This is a genomic window from Cohnella ginsengisoli (genome assembly GCF_029525555.1).
GTDB classification, from domain to species: Bacteria; Bacillota; Bacilli; order Paenibacillales; family Paenibacillaceae; genus Cohnella; species Cohnella ginsengisoli.
In genome coordinates this window covers 396,600-418,331 of sequence record NZ_JAPDHZ010000003.1, presented here as the reverse complement: position 1 = coordinate 418,331, position 21,732 = coordinate 396,600, and the positions used below count along the sequence as shown (strand labels likewise).

General features: G+C 61.1%; 15 protein-coding genes and 1 pseudogene. 15 read left to right on the top strand and 1 reads right to left on the bottom strand.

Going from position 1 to position 21,732, the window contains the following annotated elements; all coding sequences use genetic code 11:
• Positions 1 to 9: 9 nt before the first annotated feature.
• From melA to OMP38_RS12960, 3 genes and pseudogenes are all read left to right on the top strand, one after another.
• Positions 10 to 1,515, top strand: coding sequence for an alpha-glucosidase/alpha-galactosidase (melA, locus tag OMP38_RS12970; RefSeq protein ID WP_277565541.1), 1,506 nt, complete (start codon positions 10 to 12; stop codon positions 1,513 to 1,515).
• A 72-nt stretch (positions 1,516 to 1,587) separates the two neighbouring features.
• Positions 1,588 to 1,836 (top strand): annotated as a pseudogene (locus tag OMP38_RS12965) (GNAT family N-acetyltransferase); the annotation flags it as partial.
• Positions 1,837 to 2,010: 174 nt separating this feature from the next.
• The gene (locus OMP38_RS12960) at positions 2,011 to 2,547 is read left to right on the top strand and encodes a hypothetical protein (RefSeq protein ID WP_277565540.1); all 537 of its coding nucleotides are present in this window, start codon (positions 2,011 to 2,013) and stop codon (positions 2,545 to 2,547) included.
• A 10-nt stretch (positions 2,548 to 2,557) separates the two neighbouring features.
• Here OMP38_RS12960 and OMP38_RS12955 read toward each other — a convergent pair whose 3' ends face one another.
• Complete coding sequence (locus OMP38_RS12955) at positions 2,558 to 3,448, bottom strand: AraC family transcriptional regulator (RefSeq protein ID WP_277565539.1); 891 nt, start codon at positions 3,446 to 3,448, stop codon at positions 2,558 to 2,560.
• 133 nt (positions 3,449 to 3,581) lie between these two features.
• Here OMP38_RS12955 and OMP38_RS12950 point away from each other — a divergent pair, with 133 nt between their 5' ends.
• The 12 genes from OMP38_RS12950 (at position 3,582) to OMP38_RS12895 (ending at position 21,675) form a co-directional block, all read left to right on the top strand.
• Positions 3,582 to 4,502: a sugar phosphate isomerase/epimerase family protein gene (locus tag OMP38_RS12950; RefSeq protein ID WP_277565538.1), complete on the top strand. Its 921-nt coding sequence runs from the start codon at positions 3,582 to 3,584 to the stop codon at positions 4,500 to 4,502.
• 17 nt (positions 4,503 to 4,519) lie between these two features.
• Positions 4,520 to 5,554, top strand: a complete 1,035-nt coding sequence (locus OMP38_RS12945; protein ID WP_277565537.1) for a Gfo/Idh/MocA family protein — start codon at positions 4,520 to 4,522, stop codon at positions 5,552 to 5,554.
• Between the two features lie 86 nt (positions 5,555 to 5,640).
• Positions 5,641 to 6,435 (top strand): alpha/beta hydrolase, encoded by a 795-nt coding sequence (locus tag OMP38_RS12940; RefSeq protein ID WP_277565536.1) that lies wholly within the window; start codon positions 5,641 to 5,643, stop codon positions 6,433 to 6,435.
• A 574-nt stretch (positions 6,436 to 7,009) separates the two neighbouring features.
• Positions 7,010 to 8,044: a LacI family DNA-binding transcriptional regulator gene (locus OMP38_RS12935; RefSeq protein ID WP_420869644.1), complete on the top strand. Its 1,035-nt coding sequence runs from the start codon at positions 7,010 to 7,012 to the stop codon at positions 8,042 to 8,044.
• 188 nt (positions 8,045 to 8,232) lie between these two features.
• The gene (locus OMP38_RS12930) at positions 8,233 to 9,597 is read left to right on the top strand and encodes an ABC transporter substrate-binding protein (RefSeq protein WP_277565534.1); all 1,365 of its coding nucleotides are present in this window, start codon (positions 8,233 to 8,235) and stop codon (positions 9,595 to 9,597) included.
• A gap of 80 nt (positions 9,598 to 9,677) precedes the next feature.
• Positions 9,678 to 10,571, top strand: a complete 894-nt coding sequence (locus OMP38_RS12925) for a carbohydrate ABC transporter permease (protein ID WP_277565533.1) — start codon at positions 9,678 to 9,680, stop codon at positions 10,569 to 10,571.
• The gene (locus OMP38_RS12920; protein WP_277565532.1) at positions 10,561 to 11,388 is read left to right on the top strand and encodes a carbohydrate ABC transporter permease; all 828 of its coding nucleotides are present in this window, start codon (positions 10,561 to 10,563) and stop codon (positions 11,386 to 11,388) included. The genes OMP38_RS12925 and OMP38_RS12920 overlap by 11 nt, the downstream gene beginning before the upstream one ends.
• Positions 11,389 to 11,428: 40 nt before the next feature.
• A complete protein-coding gene (locus OMP38_RS12915) occupies positions 11,429 to 12,514 on the top strand; it encodes a Gfo/Idh/MocA family protein (RefSeq protein WP_277565531.1) in 1,086 nt (361 codons plus the stop codon).
• Complete coding sequence (locus OMP38_RS12910) at positions 12,511 to 13,248, top strand: ThuA domain-containing protein (protein ID WP_277565530.1); 738 nt, start codon at positions 12,511 to 12,513, stop codon at positions 13,246 to 13,248. The genes OMP38_RS12915 and OMP38_RS12910 overlap by 4 nt, the downstream gene beginning before the upstream one ends.
• Before the next feature lie 146 nt (positions 13,249 to 13,394).
• The gene (locus OMP38_RS12905) at positions 13,395 to 14,387 is read left to right on the top strand and encodes a peptidylprolyl isomerase (RefSeq protein ID WP_277565529.1); all 993 of its coding nucleotides are present in this window, start codon (positions 13,395 to 13,397) and stop codon (positions 14,385 to 14,387) included.
• A gap of 126 nt (positions 14,388 to 14,513) precedes the next feature.
• Entirely contained in the window at positions 14,514 to 17,780 is a 3,267-nt protein-coding gene (locus OMP38_RS12900; protein WP_277565528.1) for a TIM-barrel domain-containing protein, read from the top strand.
• 112 nt (positions 17,781 to 17,892) lie between these two features.
• Positions 17,893 to 21,675, top strand: coding sequence for a TIM-barrel domain-containing protein (locus OMP38_RS12895; protein ID WP_277565527.1), 3,783 nt, complete (start codon positions 17,893 to 17,895; stop codon positions 21,673 to 21,675).
• The last annotated feature ends 57 nt before the right edge of the window (positions 21,676 to 21,732 follow it).

Below are 21,732 nucleotides of genomic sequence, written 5' to 3'. Positions count from 1 at the left end.
GATTGTTCCATGTCTTTCAAGATTGCGTTTATCGGCGCGGGAAGCATCGGATTTACGCGGGGCTTGCTCCGCGACTTGCTGAGCGTGCCGGAGTTCGCGAACATCGAGGTTGCGTTTACGGATATCAATGCGCATAACCTCGAGATGGTCACGCAGCTGTGCCAGCGGGATATCGAGGAAAACGGGCTCGCTATTCAGATCTCCGCCGCGACCGACCGCAGAGAGGCGCTGAAGGACGCGAAGTACGTCATCTGCACGATCCGCGTCGGCGGGCTCGAGGCGTTCGCGACGGACGTGGACATCCCGCTTAAGTACGGCGTCGACCAATGCGTCGGCGACACGCTTTGCGCGGGCGGCATCATGTACGGACAGCGCGGCATCGCCGCGATGCTGGACATCTGCAAGGATATTCGCGAGGTCGCCGCTCCGGACGTCACGCTGCTGAATTACGCCAATCCGATGGCGATGCTCACCTGGGCCTGCAACAAGTACGGCCGCGTGCGGACGATCGGCCTGTGCCACGGCGTGCAGGGCGGCCACTGGCAGATCGCGCAGGCGTTCGGCCTCGAGACGGAGGACGTCGATATCGTCTGCGCGGGCATCAACCACCAGACCTGGTACGTCCAGATCAAGCACAACGGGGAAGACCTGACCGGCAAGCTGCTCGCGGCTTTCGAAGCGCACGAAGACTTCAGCCGCACGGAAAAGGTCCGCATCGACATGCTGCGGCGCTTCGGCTATTACAGCACCGAGTCGAACGGTCACCTGAGCGAATACGTACCCTGGTACCGCAAGCGTCCGGACGAGATTAACGACTGGATCGATCTCGGCAGCTGGATCAACGGAGAGACGGGCGGTTACCTGCGCGTCTGCACCGAAGGCCGCAATTGGTTCGAGACCGACTTCCCGAACTGGATGAAGGATCCGGCGCTGAAGTACGAGGCGGGCGAGCGCAGCCACGAGCATGGCTCTTACATCATCGAGGGCCTGGAGACCGGACGCGTCTATCGCGGCCACTTCAACGTGATCAACGACGGCGTCATCGCCAATCTGCCTGCCGACGCGGTCATCGAGGCGCCCGGCTACGTCGACCGCAACGGGGTCTCGATGCCGCGCATCGGCGACCTGCCGCTCGGACCGGCCGCCGTCTGCAACGTCAGCATCTCCGTGCAGCGCCTTGCCGTCGAGGCAGCGGTGCACGGCGACGACAAGCTGCTGCGACAGGCATTCATGATGGACCCGCTCGTCGGCGCCGTCTGCAATCCGAAGGAGATCTGGCAGATGGTCGACGAGATGCTGGTCGCCCAGGAGCAATGGCTGCCGCAGTACGGCGCATCCATTGCCGAGGCGAAGGCGCGTCTCGCGGCAGGCGGCCTGCTGCCGACGCGCGAGGGCTACCGCGGCGCGGCGCGCCTGCACGTCAAGACCGTCGAGGAGATGCAGCAGGATCGCGAAGCCGCCAACAAGAACGCGGGCGAAGCGGATAAAGGCAAGGAACGCGCTTCGGCGCAATAAACGAACGGGCCGGCTCCCTTAGAAGAGCCGGCCTTTTGCGATTCGAGCCATTGGCGTTCAAGGGAGCGTCATCGCTTTAATGCCGTGATATACATCCGAACAACATTCCATAAACGAGGGCTGGGCAAGCATCTGATGAACAAAGCGATCGAAATCGCGTCGGATCGGCATAAAAAGAAGGTTTGGTTAGGCGTATGGGAGAAAAACGAAGGCGCGATCGCCTTCTATCAAAAAATGGGGTTTGTTCAAACGGGAACGCACGTCTTCCGCTTGGGCGATGAAGAGCAAACCGATCTCGTCATGACCCGGTCGCTCCTTTAAAATAACGGGCATTCCCGCTCCTAGCCGCATAGGCGGTAATAGGGCTTGAAAATGCGCTCAACTCTTTTAATAGCCGCAAGATGTCGGGAAAAATCGAAGGGGAGGCCCCTGCGGACCTTCGCCGGCCGACATGGTATGATGATAGCACTAGCGACGAAGCAAAGGCGGTATGGCATGAACGAAGAGCGGGATGCGAAGCGGATCTTCCTGTCGTACGGAGGCAGCACGATCCGGATGTACCGGGCGGGCGAATACGAGGCGTACAAAGCTTTCGGCGCGTCCCCCGAAGAGGAAGCGCGGTGGCTCGAGGAGTTGATCGAAGGCTTGGCGGGCGAGCTGTCCATCAGAGGATGGGACGCTGCGGGCCGGCTGGAGGAGATCGCGAGAGAGCGGAAGGACGCGAGGCCCCTCGAGCGGACGATCAAATTCGCGGCCAGGCATCTGATGAGCGCCGATAGCCTCGTCAAGCTGATGTACGCCGAGCGGATCGTCGCCATGCTAAGCGCGCTGAAGGAAGTTCTGCCGGTGGCGAAGCTGCACGAGTCGATTCGAACGGCCAAGCTACTGCTGGACGATATCGTCGAGAAGCCGCTGGTCCTGGACGCCGGACATGATCTGGGGGCGCACGGGATGAAGGACAAGCGGGCTCTGAACCGGCGCGCAGAGCAGACGATCGAAGCGCTGAAGCGCGTGCTGGACGGCGGACGCTAGGCGCGGTCGCCTACCCGCCGCCTCTTTTTTTGGCCTCCGAGGGCGTCATGCCTTTGATCTGCTTGAACAGCTTCGTAAAGTAGTTCGGATTGTCGATGCCGACCCGCTCGGCGATCTCCGTCACCGTGAGCTCGCCTTCGCGCAGCAGCCGGTCCGCCACGTTCATCCGGTGCTGGTTGACGAACTCCACGAAGGTGCGCCCGGTCGCGTTTTTGAACACTTTGCAAAAATGATACGGATTCAGGCTGACGAGCCGCGCGGCATCCTCGATCGTCAGCTTGTCCGCATAATGCGATTCGATATGCAAAATGAGCGACTTGAAGCGATCCATCCGCCGGCCGGTCCGGTCCGCCTGCTCGCCGTCCCGTTCCGGCATGCAAAAGCGCGCCGCCAACGCGAAAATCTGATACAGCTTCGCTTTGACCACCAGCTCGTAGGCGCGCTTTTTCCCCGCGAACTCCTCCCCGATCTCCAAGATACCGCTACGTATCGGTTCATATTGGGCTTCGTCCGCCGCGAACTTGACCGGAAGCCGCTGGCTGCCTTCCGCGAATGCGGCCAAATAGCGGTCATGCAGCGGATCGACCGGGAGCCCTTGGAGCAGAGAGCGGTTGAAGACGAGCGACCAGTATTCGACCGGCTCCTCCGTCAGTGCGTATCCGACGTGAAGGCCGCCCGACGGCACCAGTAGCAGATCGCCGGGCGCCGTCTCGTACGGCTGGCTGTCGATATGGAAGATCGCGCGTCCCGACACCGTATAGATCCATTCGAAATGGTCGTGCCAGTGCAAATAGAGCGCGCTGCGGCCGACGGCGCCGGGCGGGCAATGATTGCGGAACAGATTGACGGGATAAGCGCCGTCGCTCAGGTAAGTATCCTCTCTTAATTCCGGCGAATGCATAGAGCGCCGCGCCTCCCTCCGAGATGCCCAAGATCGGGCTATATAATCGCAAGATTGTATAGAGAACGAGCGCAAGCATAAGGCTATAATCGACCTAGTTCATTCAATATAGCTTAGGATCGGAGTGGATTCAATGAGCGGACAACAGGTCGGCGCGGCGATGGGCAAGCATACGGGCATCCGCATCGGCACTTTGGTGGGCGGCGGCGACGCGGCGCGGGTCATCCCGCAGATCGCGCCTTACGGCTTTGAATCGTTTAACCTGACGTATTGGCAGACGACCGGCGGCGCCGATCTGGCGGAGACGGCTAAGCGGGTGAAGGAAGCCATCGGAGATCGGGATATCGTCATCTCGGCTGTAAGCGTATTCGGCAATCCGCTGACCGGCCACGGCGACAATGCGGATACTTTGGCAAGTTGGGAGCGGCTCATCGATCATGCGCACTTGTTCGGCGCGAGTATCGTATCCGGCTTTACGGGCAGACTCGTAGGCGAGCCGATCGACGCTTCGATGCCGAAGTTTGCCGAGGTGTTCGGCGAGCTGGCGCGCCGCGCCGCGGACCGCGGCGTGCGCCTTGCGTTCGAGAACTGCGACATGGGCGGCGACTGGCGTTCGGGCGACTGGAACATCGCGCACAATCCGACGGCCTGGGAGATGATGTTCGACAGCGTGCCGCTGGACAATATCGGGCTAGAATGGGAGCCCACGCATCAGATGGTCAGCCTGATCGATCCGATTCCGCAGTTGCGGAAATGGGTGGACCGCGTTTTCCACGTCCACGGCAAGGACGCGACGATCGCCTGGGACGTCGTACGCGAGCACGGCATTCACGGGCCGAAGCCGTTCGTCTGGCATCGAACGCCGGGCTTCGGCGACACCAACTGGTCGGACGTCATCACGATCCTGCGCCAGTCCGGCTACCAAGGCACGATCGACATCGAAGGCTGGCACGATCCGGTGTACAAGGACGAGCTGGAGATGACGGGGCAAGTGCACGCGTTGAACTATTTGAAACGGAGCCGCGGCGGCGACTTCGTGCCGAATCCGGTATAAGGGAGCGTTGAACGAAGATGAGCGCAGCATTTCGAATCGTGGTCGCCGGCTGCGGCGGCATGGCACGGACTTGGGTGGAATACGCGCTGGCGCGCGAGGACGCGGAGATCGTCGGGCTCGTGGACATCAAGGCTGAATTCGCGCAGGCGATGGCGGACAGATATAGCTTGAACTGCGGCATTTATACGGATCTGGCGCAGGCGCTGGCGGAGACGGGCGCGAACCTCGTGTTCGACGTGACGATCCCGGCCAGCCACTTCTCGGTGTGCAGCACGGCGCTGAATGCAGGCGCGAACGTGTTCGGCGAAAAACCGATGGCCGAGACGATGGAAGCCGCGCGCGACCTGATCGGCATCGCGGATCGAACGGGCGGTTCCTACGCGGTCATGCAGAACCGTCGCTACGACGCGAACATCCGCGCGCTGCGCGGTCTCGTGCAAGGCGGCGCGATCGGCAAAGCGGGTTACGTGGGCGCGGACTTCTTTATCGGCGCGCACTTCGGCGGCTTCCGCGACGCGATGGACAGCCCGCTTATTTTAGATATGGCGATTCATACGTTCGACCAGGCCCGGCTCATCACCGGCGCGGATCCGGTCTCGGTCTACTGCCACGAATTCAACCCGCCAGGCTCCTGGTACGCGGGCAACGCGTCGGCGATCTGCGTGTTCGAGATGTCGGACGGCTCGGTCTTCTGCTACCGGGGCTCCTGGTGCGCCGAAGGCGCGCAGACCTCCTGGGAATCCCAATGGCGGGTGACAGGAGAGCGCGGCACGGCGATCTGGGACGGCGCGGGCGCTCCCTATGCGGAGGTCGTCGCCGCCGGAGACCAGGAGGGCAAGTTCATCCTCGGCTACGAGCGGGTCGAAGCGTCGTTTGAATGGGAGGGACGGTCCGGGCATCACGGCTGTCTCGACGAGATGTTCGCCTCCCTCGCGGAGGGACGGCGCGCGGAGACCGATTGCCGGGACAATGTCAAGAGCATGGCGATGGTGCTCGGCGCGATCGACAGCGCGCGGACGGGCGCGAAGGTCGATCTGCGAGGTTACTATTAAGCTGGATGCTCTCCTTGCGGCGTAGACTGCGATCTTCTACTATGTAGAAGTAAAAGGTTGTTAATCGCAGGAGGCGAGAGAGTCGAATGGCACTCATTCAATGCAGTTTTTTCGCGCAAACGCTCGGTTTGAACGTCGGCATGAACGTCGTCATCCCCGAACGCAGCTACGGCATCGGCGTGGAAGCGGGCGGCGCGCCGTCGGGGGACAAGTATCCGGTGCTGTACCTGCTCCACGGCTTGTCCGACGACCATTCGATCTGGCTGCGGCGTACGTCCGTCGAGCGTTATGCGGCCGAATACGGCATCGCCGTCGTCATGCCGGAGGTGCACAGAAGCTTCTATACGAACATGAAAAACGGGCTCGACTACTGGACGTTCGTCAGCGAGGAGCTGCCGCATGTCGCGCAGTCGCTGTTCCCGATCTCCGGCAAGCGGGAGGACAACTTCGCCGCGGGTCTGTCGATGGGCGGCTACGGGGCGATGAAGCTTGGGCTGCGCGCGCCGGAGAAATTCGCCGCCGTGGCAAGCCTGTCGGGCGCCATGGACATCCTGGCCTTCGATCATGAAGGTAGCCCGCTTGCCGACAAGGAGTACAAGTGGATCTTCGGCAGCAAGGAGGAGGCCGCGGGCTCCGACGATGACCTGTTCGCGCTCTCCGAGCGCGCGGCCGCCGCTGGCGTATCGCTGCCCAAGCTGTATCAGTGCTGCGGCACCGAGGACTTCCTGTACGCGCAAAACGTCCGGTTCCGGGACCACGTCCGGTCGCTCGGCATCGCGCTGGACTATGAGGAAGGCCCAGGCGATCACAATTGGGGCTACTGGGACGCGCATATCCAGCGCGTGCTGGCATGGCTGCCGCTGCGGCGCGGCAACGTCTAAAAAAGGTTAACGTCAAACGGGATGAAGCGGGTTAGCGACCGCTTCATCCCGTTTTTCGTTGCTGGAGAGATAGCACTCCCCCTATGTAGTCCTATCTGGCACTTCTTCGCCTCGACTTGCGCTTCGGCCCCGCCATGTATTCCTATCTGGGACTTCTTCGTCTCGACTTGCGCCTCGCACCCGCCATGTAATCCTATCTGAGACTTCTTCGCCTCGACTTGTGCCTCGGCCCCGCCATGTAGTCCTATCTGGCACTTCTTCGCTTCGGTCGACGTCGCAGTTCCGCCATGTCGTTCCCACTAGCATCTCATAACCAAGGTCTGGGCCGCGAATGCGCAGTATAGAGCAGCTTGTGCGCGATATGGTGCAGGATCATAAGTTTGCGGAGCATTTTTGTCCGATTTTTAACTCAATATGCCGATTTGGTTAAAGCGTTTAACTTAAATCATGGGATTTTTTTTATAAAATAACGCTTGAAATCGCCAACATTCCTTTTTATAATCACATTGTAAGGTTAAACGCTTAAACTAACATAAATAAACGGATTGGCAACAGCCCGCAGAAGGTGACCCCATTGAAACGCATTACCATTCGTGACGTGTCGGAGCGCGCAGGCGTATCCACGGCGGCCGTGTCCTACGTATTGAACGGCCGGGAAGGCAAGGTGTCGCAGGAGACCGCGTCGAAGGTTCGCCGCGCGGCCAGCGAGCTGAATTACATTCCCGATTTTTCGGCGCGAAGCCTGGCAGGCACCCGATCGAAGCTGATCGGCGTCGTCATCCCCCAGACGGAAGATCAGAAGCAGTTGCTGCTGCAAAACCCGTTCTACTCGGAGCTCGTGTGCGGCATCGAAGCCAGGCTTCGCCAGTCCGGCTACCACATGATCCTCTCGGGCGTCGACAAAGGCGAAGGCTATCTCGATACGTCCATGCAGCGCAATCTCGACGGCGCGATCATCATGGGCATCTATCAAGAGAGCTTCTACGACGACCTGAAGCGGGTCAAAGTGCCGATCGTGCTTATCGACAGCTACGTGAACGACAGCTATTTCCAGACCGTATCGATCGACGACGAAGCCGGCGGCTACATGGCGACCAAGCTGCTGATCGACAACGGGCATACGAACATCGCGCTGGTGACGGGGCTGATCCGCAAGGACGGCGTCGTCGAAAAACGATTTCTGGGCTACAAGCGCGCGCTCAAAGAAGCCGGCCTGTTTTACAACTCGGACTACGTGTTCGAGCACTCGGTCAGCTACGAGTACGGACAGGAGGCGGCAGCCGCGCTAGCGGCGGGACATCCCGAGATCACGGCGGTATTCGCGACAAGCGATCTGGTCGCGCTCGGCGTGCTGAGGGGGCTGTCAGACGCGGGGAAGCGAGTGCCGGAGGACGTCTCGGTCGTCGGCTTCGACGATATTCCCGTCGCCCGGATGTGCAATCCGCCGCTCACCACGGTCCGGCAGAACATCGTCGCCCGGGGCGCGATGGCGGCGGATCGGCTGCTCAAGGCGATCGAAGAAGGCGAAGATTCGGTGGCGGACGATCCGAGCGTCGCGCGGCTGGAGCTCGCGATTCGGCAGACGGTGCAGCGGCTCATGCCGAACTGACCGTTAGACCGTCGGAGGACGAGGACAATGGATGTCCGCGTTTCCTCGAAAGAAATGAATGCGGTTACATGCCGGTAAACGATGCCTGGAGGTGATCGCGTCGGCGCTCCCGCCGACTATTCGATCTGCCGATCGATGGATCATATTCTGAAGTCCAATGCGTTTCTATTGAAAAGGAGAGGGTATCATTGCGGACCAAAAGCGGGGCTCTGCTGCTGCTCGGCACGACGATCGTGCTCAGCGCCTGCGGCGCAGACAAAGAGAATAACACGGCAAGTCCTTCCGCGGCTTCGCCGCAATCGTCTTCAACGGCCTCGGCAACGGGTTCGGCCACGGCCGCGCCGTCGGATTCACCGGCGCCATCCGCCAAAGATCCGGTCACGCTCAAGCTGATGACCTACACCGCTTCCGGCCAGGAGCAAACGCTCAAGGCGATGATCGACGCTTTCCAGGCGGCAAACGCCGACATCAAAGTGGACTACGAGGTCGTCCCTTATGCGGACTACACGACGAAGCTGAACACGCTGCTCGCCGGCGGCAGCGCGCCGGATTTGTTCGAAGTCGGCTACGAGAACTTCCTGACGTACGCGGCCAAAGACCAACTGCTCGACCTCACGCCTTCCATCGCGGCGGACAGCTCGTTCAAGCCTGACGTCTACAAGAAGCTTGCTTATGACGCGTTTAACTACAACGGCAAGCAGATGGGCGTGACGGAGAGCTTCTCCGACGTCGTGCTCTTTTACAACAAGGACCTGTTCGATGCCGAAGGGTTAGCCTATCCGGACGCTTCGTGGACCTGGAAGGAAGAGCTGACAGCGGCGCAGAAGCTGACCGACGCCAAGAAAGGTATCTGGGGCACATACGCCCCGATCCAATTTTACGAATTTTACAAGACGATCGCCCAGAACGGCGGCGGCGTATGGAGCGCGGACGGCAAGCCGACGCTGAACAGCCCGGCCAACGTGGAGGCGCTGCAGTGGATGATCGACAAAGCGTCCAAGTACAAGGTGTCGCCGCCGCTTAACGACGATACGTTCAACCAGCCGGACGCGGACCTGAACGCCTTCGTGAACGGCAAACTGGCGATGGCCCGGTTCGGCATCTGGAACTTCGCCAAGTTCAGCGAAGCGAAGTTCAACTGGGACATCGCGCTGGAGCCGGGCAATACGCAAAAAGCGCACCATTTCTTCGCGGACGGCCTCGTGGCGGCGAAGACGACGAAGAACGCGGATGCCGCTTGGCGCTTCATGAAGTTTTTCACGAGCGCGCCGGAGGCGGTATCCAAGCGGATCGAGGCGGGCTGGAGCATCCCGGCGGTCACCGACCCGGCGGTGATGGACGCTTATTATAAGCAGAAGCCGCCGGAGTCGAAGCAGGTCGTGACCGACGCGCTGGATTCGCTCGTGCTGCCGCCCGTCGGCCCGAAGCCCGAGAAGTGGGGCGAGTTCACGGCCGCCGTCGGCGAAGAGCTCGACAAGGCGAAGCTCGGCCGCTCCTCCGCGCAGGAGGCGCTCGACGCGGCGCAAAAACGAGTCGAAGCGCTCGTGAAGTAGACATCTCCCATTATTCAGGAGACGAGAAGGCCGCCATGCGGCGGCTTTCCCTCCTCGCCTGACGGAAAGGAAAGGGTGGCATGGTCGGACAGCGCAAGTGGAGCCGCCGGACGGCTGCTATCGTCTTTTTAACGCCCGCCTTGCTTTGCTTGCTGGCGTTCCAGTTGCTGCCGATGGTATCGTCGATCCTCATCAGCTTCACCGATTGGGATCTGTTGACGCATTGGACGAAAATGAACTTCATCGGTTGGGACAACTACGCGCAGGTGTTCAGAGAGGAAAAGTCTTATACCGCGATCCGCAACGTTTTCGTATTCCTGCTCGGTTATCTGCCGTCGATCGTCGTGCTCGGCACGCTGCTCGCGGTGATGCTGAATCGTCCGATCCGCGGCGTGAAGGTGTACCGGGCGGCCGTGTTCGTACCCGTCATCACGTCCTGGGTGGCCGTATCGATCGTCTGGCGCTGGCTGCTGAACGGTCAGAGCGGGCTGATTAATTATTTGCTGTCGCAGGTGGGGATTCAAGGTCCGATCTGGCTGCAGGACGACTTTTGGGCGATGATCGCGATCATCCTGGTGACGCTCTGGAAGGACATCGGCTTCGTGTCCATCATTTTGCTGGCGGGGCTGCAGGACATCTCCGAGGATTACTACGAAGCGGCGGAGCTCGACGGCGCGTCTCCCTGGAGCAAGCTATGGCGGATCACGGTTCCGCTGCTGTCTCCGACGCTGTATTTTGTCGTGACGATCTCGCTTATCAATTCGTTCCAGCTGTTCGACCAGGTGCTGATCATGACCAACGGCGGCCCGGCGGGCGCGACGAGCACGATCGTCGAGCAGGTGTACCGCAACGCTTTCCAGTTCAACAAGATGGGCTTCGCCGCCGCGCAATCCTGGGTACTCCTGCTCATCATCTTCGTTTCGACCTTGGTGCTGCAGCAGGTCCAACGGAGGTGGGTCGTCTATGACAGGTAGGAAAAAGAGCGCGGCGGACCTGGCGGCGCATCTGTTCCTGGCGCTGCTCGCGGTCGCGCTGACGTTTCCGTTTCTGTGGATGCTAATGGGCGCCTTCAAGGACAATCTCGAAGTGGTGGCGATGCCGCCGCGCCTATTGCCCTCGAGCTGGAACTTCGACAATTTCTCCAAGATCGAAGGCTACTTCCCGCTGTATCGATTTTTCGCCAACAGTGCCCTTGTGGCCGTCGCGACGACGCTGCTGCAGCTGGCGATCTGCACGATGGCGGCTTACGTGTTCGCCAAGATCGCGTTCAAGGGCCGGCAGAGCGTGTTCATCCTGTTTCTGACGACGATGATGATCCCGGCGCAGGTGACGCTCGTGCCCCTGTTCATTTTGTTCTCGCGCACCGACCTGATCGACACGTACGCGGGTCTCATTTTGCCGGGCATCTTCAGCGCCTATGGGACTTTCCTGCTAAGGCAGAGCATCATCACGATCCCGAACGAGCTGATGGAGGCGGCCTTCATCGACGGAGCATCGTACTACCGGGTGTTCTTCAGCGTGATCGTCCCGCTCGTCAAGCCGACGCTGTCCGCGTTGTCGATCTTCGCGTTCATGAGCTCCTGGAACAACTTCCTGTGGCCGCTCATCGTGGTGAACAGCAAGGAATTGATGACGCTGCCGCTGGGCCTCAGCAAGCTGCAGGGGCAGTGGTCCACGGAGTGGAACCTGCTCATGGCCGGCAACGTCGTCAGCTTCGTGCCGATCTTTATCGTGTTCCTGTTCGCGCAGCGCTACTTCATTAAGGGCATTACGATGACCGGCATCAAGTAATCGGCCCGCGGAAGCGCGGAGTAGAGGAGGGATTAGCGGCATGACCATCGTAAAATTGGGACTAATCGGACTTGGGGGCATGGCTGGCGTCCATGTCGGGCAGCTCGCGGGCGTCGCGGGCGTCCGGCTGGCCGCCATCTGCGACCAGGACGCCGCCAAAGTCGCCGACTGGGCGGAGCGTCATGGCATCGAGGCAGCGTCGCGCCATACGGACGCGGAATCGCTCATCCGCGACCCGGAAGTGGACGCGGTGCTGTCCGTCACGCCGAACGACGCGCATTACGAGATTATTCGTCTGTGCCTGGCGCACGGCAAGCCGCTCATGACGGAGAAGCCGTTCACGCGGACGTACGAAGAAGCGGCTAGCCTGAAGCGGCTCTCGGCGTCGAATTCGACGCCTTGCATGGTCGGCTTTTCTTATCGCTACGTGCCCGCCTTTCGGATGGCCCGAGAATGGATCCGCGACGGCCGGATCGGCCCCGTTCGGCATCTGTTCGTTCAGTATTTGCAGCAATGGGGCGGCACGCCGTTCGAGACGAAGATGAACTGGCGGCTGGACCGCGCGATCACGGGCACCGGCACGCTGGGCGATCTCGGTTCGCATATGATCGACGCGGCCCGCTTCCTGGTCGGAGAACCGGCCGAGGTCGCGTCGCTGATGCGCAACCTGATCGGGCAGCGGGAAGATCCCGCGACCGGGGCCATGGTGGACGTCGACATCGACGACTTCGCCGCGTTTACCGCTTTGCTTGAGCCTGGCATCCCTGCGGTCTTTCAAACGTCGCGCAACGCCTTCGGCTCGCAGAATCAGTTCGAGATCGCCGTATACGGCGACACCGGTACGCTTCTTATGAACTGGGATCAGGGCGATTATCTCACCTGGATTCACCGCAATGCCGAATGCAGCGAGGTCCGGGAGCGGATCGCCGTGCCGGCTCGCTACAAGCTGGCGCAAATGCAGGACTTCGTCGATCTGGTGCGGGGCCATGTCCGCGAGGAGCTGCCTACGCTGCATGACGGCTATATGAACCAGAAGATATTAGAGGCGGTCGTGCGGTCGAATCGCGAGCGGCGATCCTTTCGGATCGAAGAACTGGATCAACTGAACGAGGGGGAAGGGACATGAAGCAAGCGACGCCGCGCGTGACGATCTGGAACGAATACCGCCACGAACGTTCGAATCCGGACGTTCAGCGGATTTATCCGGCGGGCATTCACGAAGCGCTGCGCGAAGGGCTCGCGCCTTACGGGTTCGGGCTGGTTACGGCGACGCTGGACGAGCCCGAGCATGGTCTGACTGCGGACGTGCTGGCGCGCACGGACGTGCTCGTCTGGTGGGGACACCGGGCGCACGACGAGGTCGACGACGCGATCGTCGAACGCGTTCAGCGGCGCGTGCTGGAAGGCATGGGGCTGATCGTGCTGCACTCGGGGCACTACTCCAAAATATTCAAGCGGCTCATGGGCACCTCCTGCGCGCTGCTGTGGCGGGAAGCCGACGAGAAGGAACGGCTGTGGGTCGTCAAGCCTTCGCATCCGGTCGCGGCGGGACTGCCTCCTTATTTCGAGCTGGAAAAGGAAGAAATGTACGGCGAGTTTTTCGACGTGCCCGACCCGGACGAACTGGTGCTGGTAAGCTGGTTCGAGGGGGGAGAGGTGTTCCGCAGCGGATGCGCGTACGGCCGGGGACACGGCAAAATCTTTTATTTCCGCCCGGGACATGAGACGTATCCGACTTATTATAACGAGCACGTGCTTCGTGTGATCGCGAACGCCGTCCGCTGGACCGCGGACGAGCGGGGCGCGGCGCCAAGATTCGGGAACGTGCAGCCGCTGGAGGCGATTGCCTCCAAAGCGTAGGCGGGTAAGCTTCTAATTCATACAAGATCAAGCCTCGAGAATGCATCCGGTTTCTTCAGAAGCGGGAGATTCGCATGCTCGAGGCTTTTTTTGTCATCTTTAAGTCAGAATATTCAAAAAAATAATCGGAAATGGGGAGATCGATGATGAGAAAATGGCTGACGGCCGGGGGATTAGCTGTACTGATCGCAGTCGCTTCGTTTGCGATTTACGCCGTAGCGAACGAAGCGAAGCCCAAGGCTCGTGCCGCCCCACAGGCGGACGCCGGCCAATCGGCAAGCATCGTGGCGACGGTGGGCGAAACGAACATTACGAAGGACGAGCTGTACGAAGCAATGCTCCGGCAAGTGGGCGCGCAGACGCTGCAGGAGATGGTCATCCGGCGGCTCGCGGACGAGCAGGCTGCGGCAAAGGGGTTGACCGTCGGCGTGGAGGAGCTTGAGGCCGGCATGGACAATATGCGCGGCTCGTTCGCGTCGGAGGCTGATTTTCAAAGCTATCTGAGCTCCGTCGGGCTGGACGAAGCGGGCTTCGCGTCGCAGATCAAGATGCAGCTGCAGATTGGCAAGCTGTTCGCGTCCGAGCTGAAAGTGACGGACGAGCAGGTCGCGCAGTTTTACGCGCTGAACGAGGCGTCGTTCCATCACCCTGCGCAGGTTCGTTTGTCGCACATCCTGGTGAAGACCGAGGACCAGGCGAAGGAATTGTACGGCGAGCTCGCCAAGGGCGCCGACTTCGCCAAGCTGGCCGCCGAGTTTTCGGCGGACGTCGCGACGCGGGAAGCGGGCGGCGACCTGGGCTATCTGTCGGCGGGACAGACGGCGCCGGAGCTCGAGCAAGCGGCCGGGCAGCTGAAGACAGGTGCCTATAGCAAGCCGGTCAAATCCGCGTACGGCTATCATTTGCTGAAGGTGACGGATCGCAAGCCGGCATCGACGGAGACGGCCGACCAGGCCAAGGATCGGATCGTGGAGCTGATCCGGCAGCAGCGGCTGAACGAGCTCGTGCCGCAGTGGCTGGCGGGCTTCACCGCGAGCGGCGAAGTGACGGTGCGCATTCCGAATCCGAATCCCGGCGCGTATACAGAAGGCGCTGCTGGCATGGACGGCGCGGACGCGAAGGCAACCGGTACGCCCTGAAGCGTCCATCCGGCGCGACTGGAGAGGAGGGATGCGTCATGTAACGGAAAGCGGGCTAGTCGAGGGGCGGGTAAGCAGACTGCTTGCGCAATACGACATTCATTTTGGGAAAGGGGTATTGACGTTATGAAAACAAGATGGCATTCCCGTCTGGCATCGGCGCTGTTGCTCGGATTGGTCGTTCTGCTGGCGGTTCCCGCGAACGCGTTCGCCATCTCCGGCGTTTATCATGCGCCATACGGCACGGACGATCTGTACGACGTCCAGCTGACCGAGCGTTATCCGCGGGATCCGGTCGCAGGCGACACGGTTTACCTGAAGCTGACTACCTGGCCGATCGAGAGCGGGCAGGCGACCTGGATCACCTGGACGAAAAACGGCACGGCGCAGTCGGTCATCAACGGCACCTGGCAGTACAACAGCGGCAGCAACAGCTATTGGCAGATCAACATGGGCACCTTCGCCAAGGGCGACGTCGTCACGTATACGATCCATGCGAACAAGGATGGCGCGAACGAGAAGACGATCGGTCCGTTCACGTTCACGGTGACGGGCTGGGAATCCGTCGCGAGCGTGAGCGGCTATACGGACGGCGGCAACAAGGTGACGCTGAGCGCCACGCCGAATACCGGGACGATGTCGCCCAAGATCGGCATCTCCTTCCAGGCGGCCGACGTGTTCCGCGTGCAGCTGTCTCCCAAAGGGACGGGTACGCTCGCGACGGGACTCAGCAATTATACGTTTGCCGACAACACGACGTACTATCTGATCAGCACGAGCGCGCTCAAAATACGGATCGATAAAAATCCGTACAAACTCAGCGTGTACAAGCCGGACGGCACGACGCTGATCGCGCGCGAATACGACAATTCGGTCAATAAGAACATGGCGTGGCTGACCGACGGCTCGAACGTTATCGACAAAGCGCAGGACAACCTGTATTCGCCGACGAGCGAGCAGTTCTACGGCTTCGGCGAGCATTACAACAACTTCCAAAAACGCGGCTATGACGTGGACACCTACGTGTACAACCAGTACAAAAACCAGAACGACCGGACGTACATGGCGATCCCCTTTTTCATCAACACGAACGGCTACGGCATTTACGTCAACTCGACGTATTATTCAAAATTCAAAATGGCGACCGAGCGATCGGATATGTACAACTTCACGGTCAATACCGGCGGAGGCGCGAATTCGCTGCTGGACTACTACTTTATATACGGCAGCGATTTGAAGGACGTCGTCTCCAACTATACGGACATCACCTACAAGCCGGCGATGCTGCCCAAGTGGGCATTCGGCCTGTGGATGTCCGCGAACGAGTGGGACCGGCAGTCGGAGGTGACTTCAGCGCTCAGCAGCGCGAACACGAACAACATTCCCGCCTCGGCGGTCGTGCTGGAGCAGTGGAGCGACGAGAACACGTTTTATATTTTCAACGACGCGACCTATACGCCGAAAACCGGCAGCGCGGCGTTCTCGTACGGCGATTTCACCTTCGGCACGAAATGGCCGAACCCGGCCCAGATGGCGACCGACGTCCACAACGCCGGGATGAAGCTGGTGCTCTGGCAGGTGCCGATCCAGAAGTATACGAGCTACGCGTACACGCAGAAGGACAACGACGAGTCCTACATGGTGTCGCAAGGCTATGCGGTCGGCGACGGCAGCGGCGGCCAGTATCGGCTGCCCGCGGGCTCGTGGTTCGAGAACAGCCTGCTGCTCGATTTCACGAATACGGCGGCGAAGAATTGGTGGATGTCCAAGCGCGCCTATCTGTTCGACGGCATCGGCATCGACGGTTTCAAGACGGACGGCGGCGAGATGGTGTGGGGCAGGTCGCTGACATTCAGCAACGGCAAGAAGGGCGACGAGATGCGCAATCAGTACCCCAACGAATACGTCGGGGCGTACAACGCGTATGCGCTGTCCAAAAACGCCAACGCCGTCTCGTTCAGCCGATCGGGCACGAGCGGGGCGCAAAAGAACCAGATTTTCTGGGCGGGCGACCAGGAGTCGACGTTCGGCGCCTACCAGCAGGCGGTGCTCGCGGGGCTGACAGCCAATATCTCCGGCGTGCCGTTCACGAGCTGGGATCTGGCCGGCTTCACTGGCGATGCGTATCCGACGGCCGAGCTGTACAAGCGTTCCATCGCCATGGCGGCTTTCTCTCCGGTCATGCAGTTCCACTCGGAAAAGGCGTCGCCTTCGCCGAGCGAGGAGCGTTCGCCTTGGAACGCGGCATCCCGTACGGGCGACTCGACCGTCCTGACGACGTCGCAGAAGTTCATCAACGCGCGTTATAACCTCATTCCGTATTTGTACAGCGAAGGTAAAAAATCGAGCGACACCGGCGTGCCGCTGATGCGCGCGATGGTGCTCGATTACCCGGGCGATACGAATACGTACGGCCTGACCGCACAGTACATGCTGGGCGACAATCTGCTCGTCGCGCCGGTCGTGAACCAGGGCGAGACGAACAAGAGCGTCTATCTGCCGGCCGGCGAATGGGTCGACTTCTGGTGGGGCGCGATGCGTCCGGGCTCGCAGACGATCGGCTACTATGCGTCCGTAGACGATCTGCCGGTGTTCGCCAAGGCGGGCGCGATCCTGCCGATGAACCTGAATAGCACGTATACGGTCGGCGGCACGATCGGCAACGACCTGACCAACTATACGAATCTGACGTTCCGCGTCTTCCCGCAGGGGACGACGTCGTACAGCTGGTACGACGGTTCGACGACGAAGACGATCACGTCGACCGAGAATTACGGCTCGGACCAAGTGACCGTGTCCGTACCCGCGCTGACGACGACGAGCACGCTGCAGGTGCAGACGAAGAAGCCTTCCTCGGTGACGAAGGACGGTTCGGCGCTGACGCAGCAAACGACGCTGAGCGGTCTGACCTCGGCTTCGCAGGGCTGGTATTACGACACGGTCGCGAAGCTCGTTTACGTCAAAATCTCGTCCGGCGCGTCCGCGCGTTCGGTCGTGCTGAGCGGCGTCGACAAGAACGAATACGAAGCCGAGTTCGGCACGCTGAACGCCGTATCCACGAACACCGACCATACGGGCTATCTCGGCACGGGCTTCGTAGACGGCTTCGCGACCTCCGGCGACTACGTCGATTTCAAAGTGTTTGCGCCGACGGCGGGCACCTATTCGATCGACGTCCGGTACAGCGCGGGCGGCGGCGCGGCGTCGAGAGCGATCTACAAGAACGGCACGAAGGTGACCGATCTCTCCCTGCCGGCGACGGCGAACTGGGATACGTGGAGCACCGCGACGACGACGGCGTCCCTGAACGCGGGTCTCAACACGATTCGCGTGCAGTACGACGCGGGCAATGCATCGGGCATTAATCTGGACAATGTGGCCATCCGCTGGTAAGCGACGGTTCTTTTAAAATGGAAGGAGAGGCTGCCGATGGTGCGTCATTTCTACGGAAGTTTGGCTAAAAAAAAGCGCGAGTCTGCTCACCGCCGTCCTGCTGGGCGCCGCCTTGTTCGCGCCTTTGGGCGCAAGTCCGGCGTACGCCTATGTCGGCGCGCTGGGCAACGTGACCGCCAGCAGCGTGTCGGGCGACACGCTCACGCTGACGATCGACAACGGCGCGGAGCCGAGCGACGATATTCTCGAGATCAAGGTGCTCTCTTCGGGCATCGCGAAGGTGGACTACCGGCCGAATTCGGTCGCCGCCAGCGCCGACACGCCGATGATCGACGCCTCTAAAACCTGGAGCGCGGCAGGCGCTACGATCAATACGGCCGGCGATCCGATTACGGTGACGACGGCGGATATGAAGCTCGAGATCGCCAAGAGTCCGGCTCGTCTGACCGTCAAAAAGTCGAACGGAACGACTTTGTTCTGGGAGCCGTCGTCCGGCGGCGTCTTCTACGACGGCGTGCGGTTCCTGCACAATACGGCGGACAATATGTACGGCATCCGCGGCTACAACGCCTTCGAGGACGGCGGCGACCTGCTTCGCAACGACAACAGCCACGGCGCCCATGCGGGCGAGCAGGGCGACGCGGGCGGTCCGTTCATCTGGTCGACGGCCGGCTACGGCGTGCTGGTCGACAGCGACGGCGGCTATCCGTACACCGAGTCGGCGACGGGCAAGATGGAGTTTTACTACGGCGGAACGCCGACGGAGGGCAGAAGGTACACGAAGAACGACGTAGAGTACTACATCATGCTCGGCTCGCCCAAGCAGATTATGAGTTCGTATTCCGACATTACGGGCAAATCGCCGATGATGCCCAAGTGGTCGCTCGGCTTCTCCAACTTCGAGTGGGACACGAACCAGACGGAGCTGCTCGCGAACGTGGACACGTACCGGGCGAAAAACATTCCGCTCGACAGCGTCGGCCTTGATTACGACTGGAAAAATTACGGTCAGGACAACTACGGGGAGTTCACGTGGAATACGACGAACTTCCCGAGCGCGTCCACGACGGCGCTCAAGACGACGATGGACGGCAAGGGCGTGAAAATGATCGGCATCACCAAGCCGCGCATCGTCACGACCGACCTGTCGAGCCATACGACCCAGCAGGCGATCGACGCGAATACGGGCGGCTATTGGTACCCGGGACACGGCGCGTACACCGATTATTTTATTCCGGTCACCGTGCGCAGCATCGACCCGTACAATTCCGCGGAACGCGCCTGGTACTGGGATCACTCCAAAGGCGCGTTCGACAAAGGCATCGTCGGCTGGTGGAACGACGAGACGGACAAGGTGTCCTCCGGCGGCACCACGCTCTGGTTCGGCAATTTCACCACGACCCATTTTTCGCAAGCGATCTATGAAGGACAGCGTGCCTATTCCTCGACGAACCGCGTCTGGCAGACGGCGCGGACCTACTATCCCGGCGCGCAGCGCTATGCCACGACGCTGTGGTCCGGGGATATCGGGATTCAATGGTACAAAGGGGAAAAAATCAACTGGGCCGCGGGCATGAAGGAGCAGCGGGCAACCATGCTGTCCTCCGTCAATATGGGGCAGCCCAAGTGGGGCATGGATACCGGCGGCTTCAACCAGCAGGACGGCACGACGAGCAATCCGTCGCCAGAGCTGTATGCGCGCTGGATCCAGTTCAGCGCCTTCACGCCGGTATTCCGCGTTCACGGCAACAATCATCAGCAGCGCCAGCCCTGGGTGTACGGCAGCACCGCGGAGGAGGCGTCCAAATCGGCCATTCAGCTCCGTTACGGGCTGATGCCGTATATGTACGCCTATGAGCGGAGCGCTTACGAGACGGGCGTCGGCCTGGTCCGTCCGCTCTTGTACGATTATCCGACGGATACGAACGCCAAAAACAACCTGGACGCCTGGATGTTCGGCGACTGGCTGCTGGCGTCGCCCGTCGTCGACAAGCAGCAGACGTCCAAGTCCGTCTATTTGCCGACCGGCAACTGGATCGACTACTTCCGCGGCACCGCCTACGCGGGCGGGCAGACGATCAGCTACCCGGTCAATGCGAGCACGTGGAGCGACATTCCCGTGTTCGTGAAGAAGGGGGCGATCATCCCGACGCAAAAGGTGTTGGACTACACCGGACAAACGTCGGTGTCCACGATCAACGTCGACGTGTTCCCGGACACGGCGCAGACGAGCTTCACGTATTACGACGACGACGGCACGACCTACAACTATGAAGGCACCGGGTTCTTCAAGCAGACGATGACGGCGCAGGACAACGGCGCGAGCGGCATCTCGTTCGGCGTCGGCGCCAAGAGCGGCACGTACGCGGCGCCGGTCGCTTATTATCTCGCGGCCATTCACGGCAAAGCGGGCACGGGCGTCACGATCGGCGGTTCGAGCGCGACCTCCTATGCCAGCTTGAACGCGCTGCGCGCGGCAGCGGGCGAGGGCTGGACGAAGACGAAGGACGTCTACGGCGACGTCACTTACGTCAAGCTCGCGGCGGGCGCGGCATCGGCCAAAAACGTCGTCGTCAGCGGATCCGCGACGGTGACGGACACCGCGACGCAGTACGAGGCCGAGGACGCTTCTTTGTCCGGCAATACGGCCTCGACCAAGGCAACCGTCAACAACAACCACAGCGGGTATGCGGGGACGGGCTTCGTCGACGGGCTTGGCAATGCCGGCGCGGCCGTCACTTTCTACCCGAACGTGGCGACGGGCGGCGATTATGCGGTCGATCTCCGCTATGCCAACGCCACGGGCGCGGCGAAATCGCTCAGCATTTACGTCAACGGCAAGCGGGTCAAGCAAACGACGCTTGCGAACCAGGCGAACTGGGACACCTGGGCGACGCAGACCGAGACGATCCCGCTCGAGGCGGGCCGCAACAGCTTGTCGTACAAGTACGACAGCGATGCGGGCGACACGGGCAATGCGAACCTGGACTACGTCAAAGTTCCGTATGCGGCCGCCGTTGCCAAGTACGAAGCGGAAAGCGCGAAGCTGTCCGGCGGAGCAGGCGTGAATAAAGACCACTGGTACTATTCGGGGACCGCGTTCGCGGACAACCTGAGCGCCGTCGGCGGGCAGGCCGAATTCCGGGTCAACGCGCCTGCGGCCGGCACCTATACGCTGGCGCTGCGGTACGCGAACGGCACCGGTTCTACCAAGACGCTGACCTCGTACGTGAACGGCGCGAGCGCAGGCTCGGTAAGCTTCGCGAGTCCGGGCGCCAACTGGAACGTGTGGCAGGACGTCGCCAAGACGGTCACGCTGAACGCGGGAACCAATCTGGTCGCCTTCAAGTACGATGCGGGCAACAGCGGCAACGTGAACCTCGACCGGCTGCTGGTCGCCTCGGCCACGCCGGGCACGCCGGAGTCGGAGCTGAACCTGCTCGACAATCCTGACTTCGACCGGGACACGGCCTACAACAGCAACTGGTCGGAATGGCATCCGACCGGGCAGACGCTCGCGTTCGGCATCGACAGCGGGTCGGGCACCAATCCGCCCGAGTCGCCCTGGACGCAGGACAAGCGCGCGTTTTTCTGGCTCGCGGGCGCCTATCAGCAGAGCATTCACCAGGTCGTGAGCGTGCCGGTCAACAACGCCAACTACAAATTCGAAGCCCGGGTCCGGCTTAAAAATACGACGCCGACGACGGCCCGCGCGGAGATCTCGAACTACGGCGGCACGGCGCAATACTACAATATCTCGAACGACGGCGTATGGAAGTATATCAGCATCAGCAATATTTTCGTGACGAACGGGCAGGTGGACGTCGGCTTCTATGTCGATTCGCCCGGAGGGACGACGCTGCATATCGACGACGTGCGGCTGACGAAGATGTGAGTTGGCGAGCTGGGCGGATGCACGCTAGAAGGCGCGTGCGCGTTCAGGAAGCAAGCG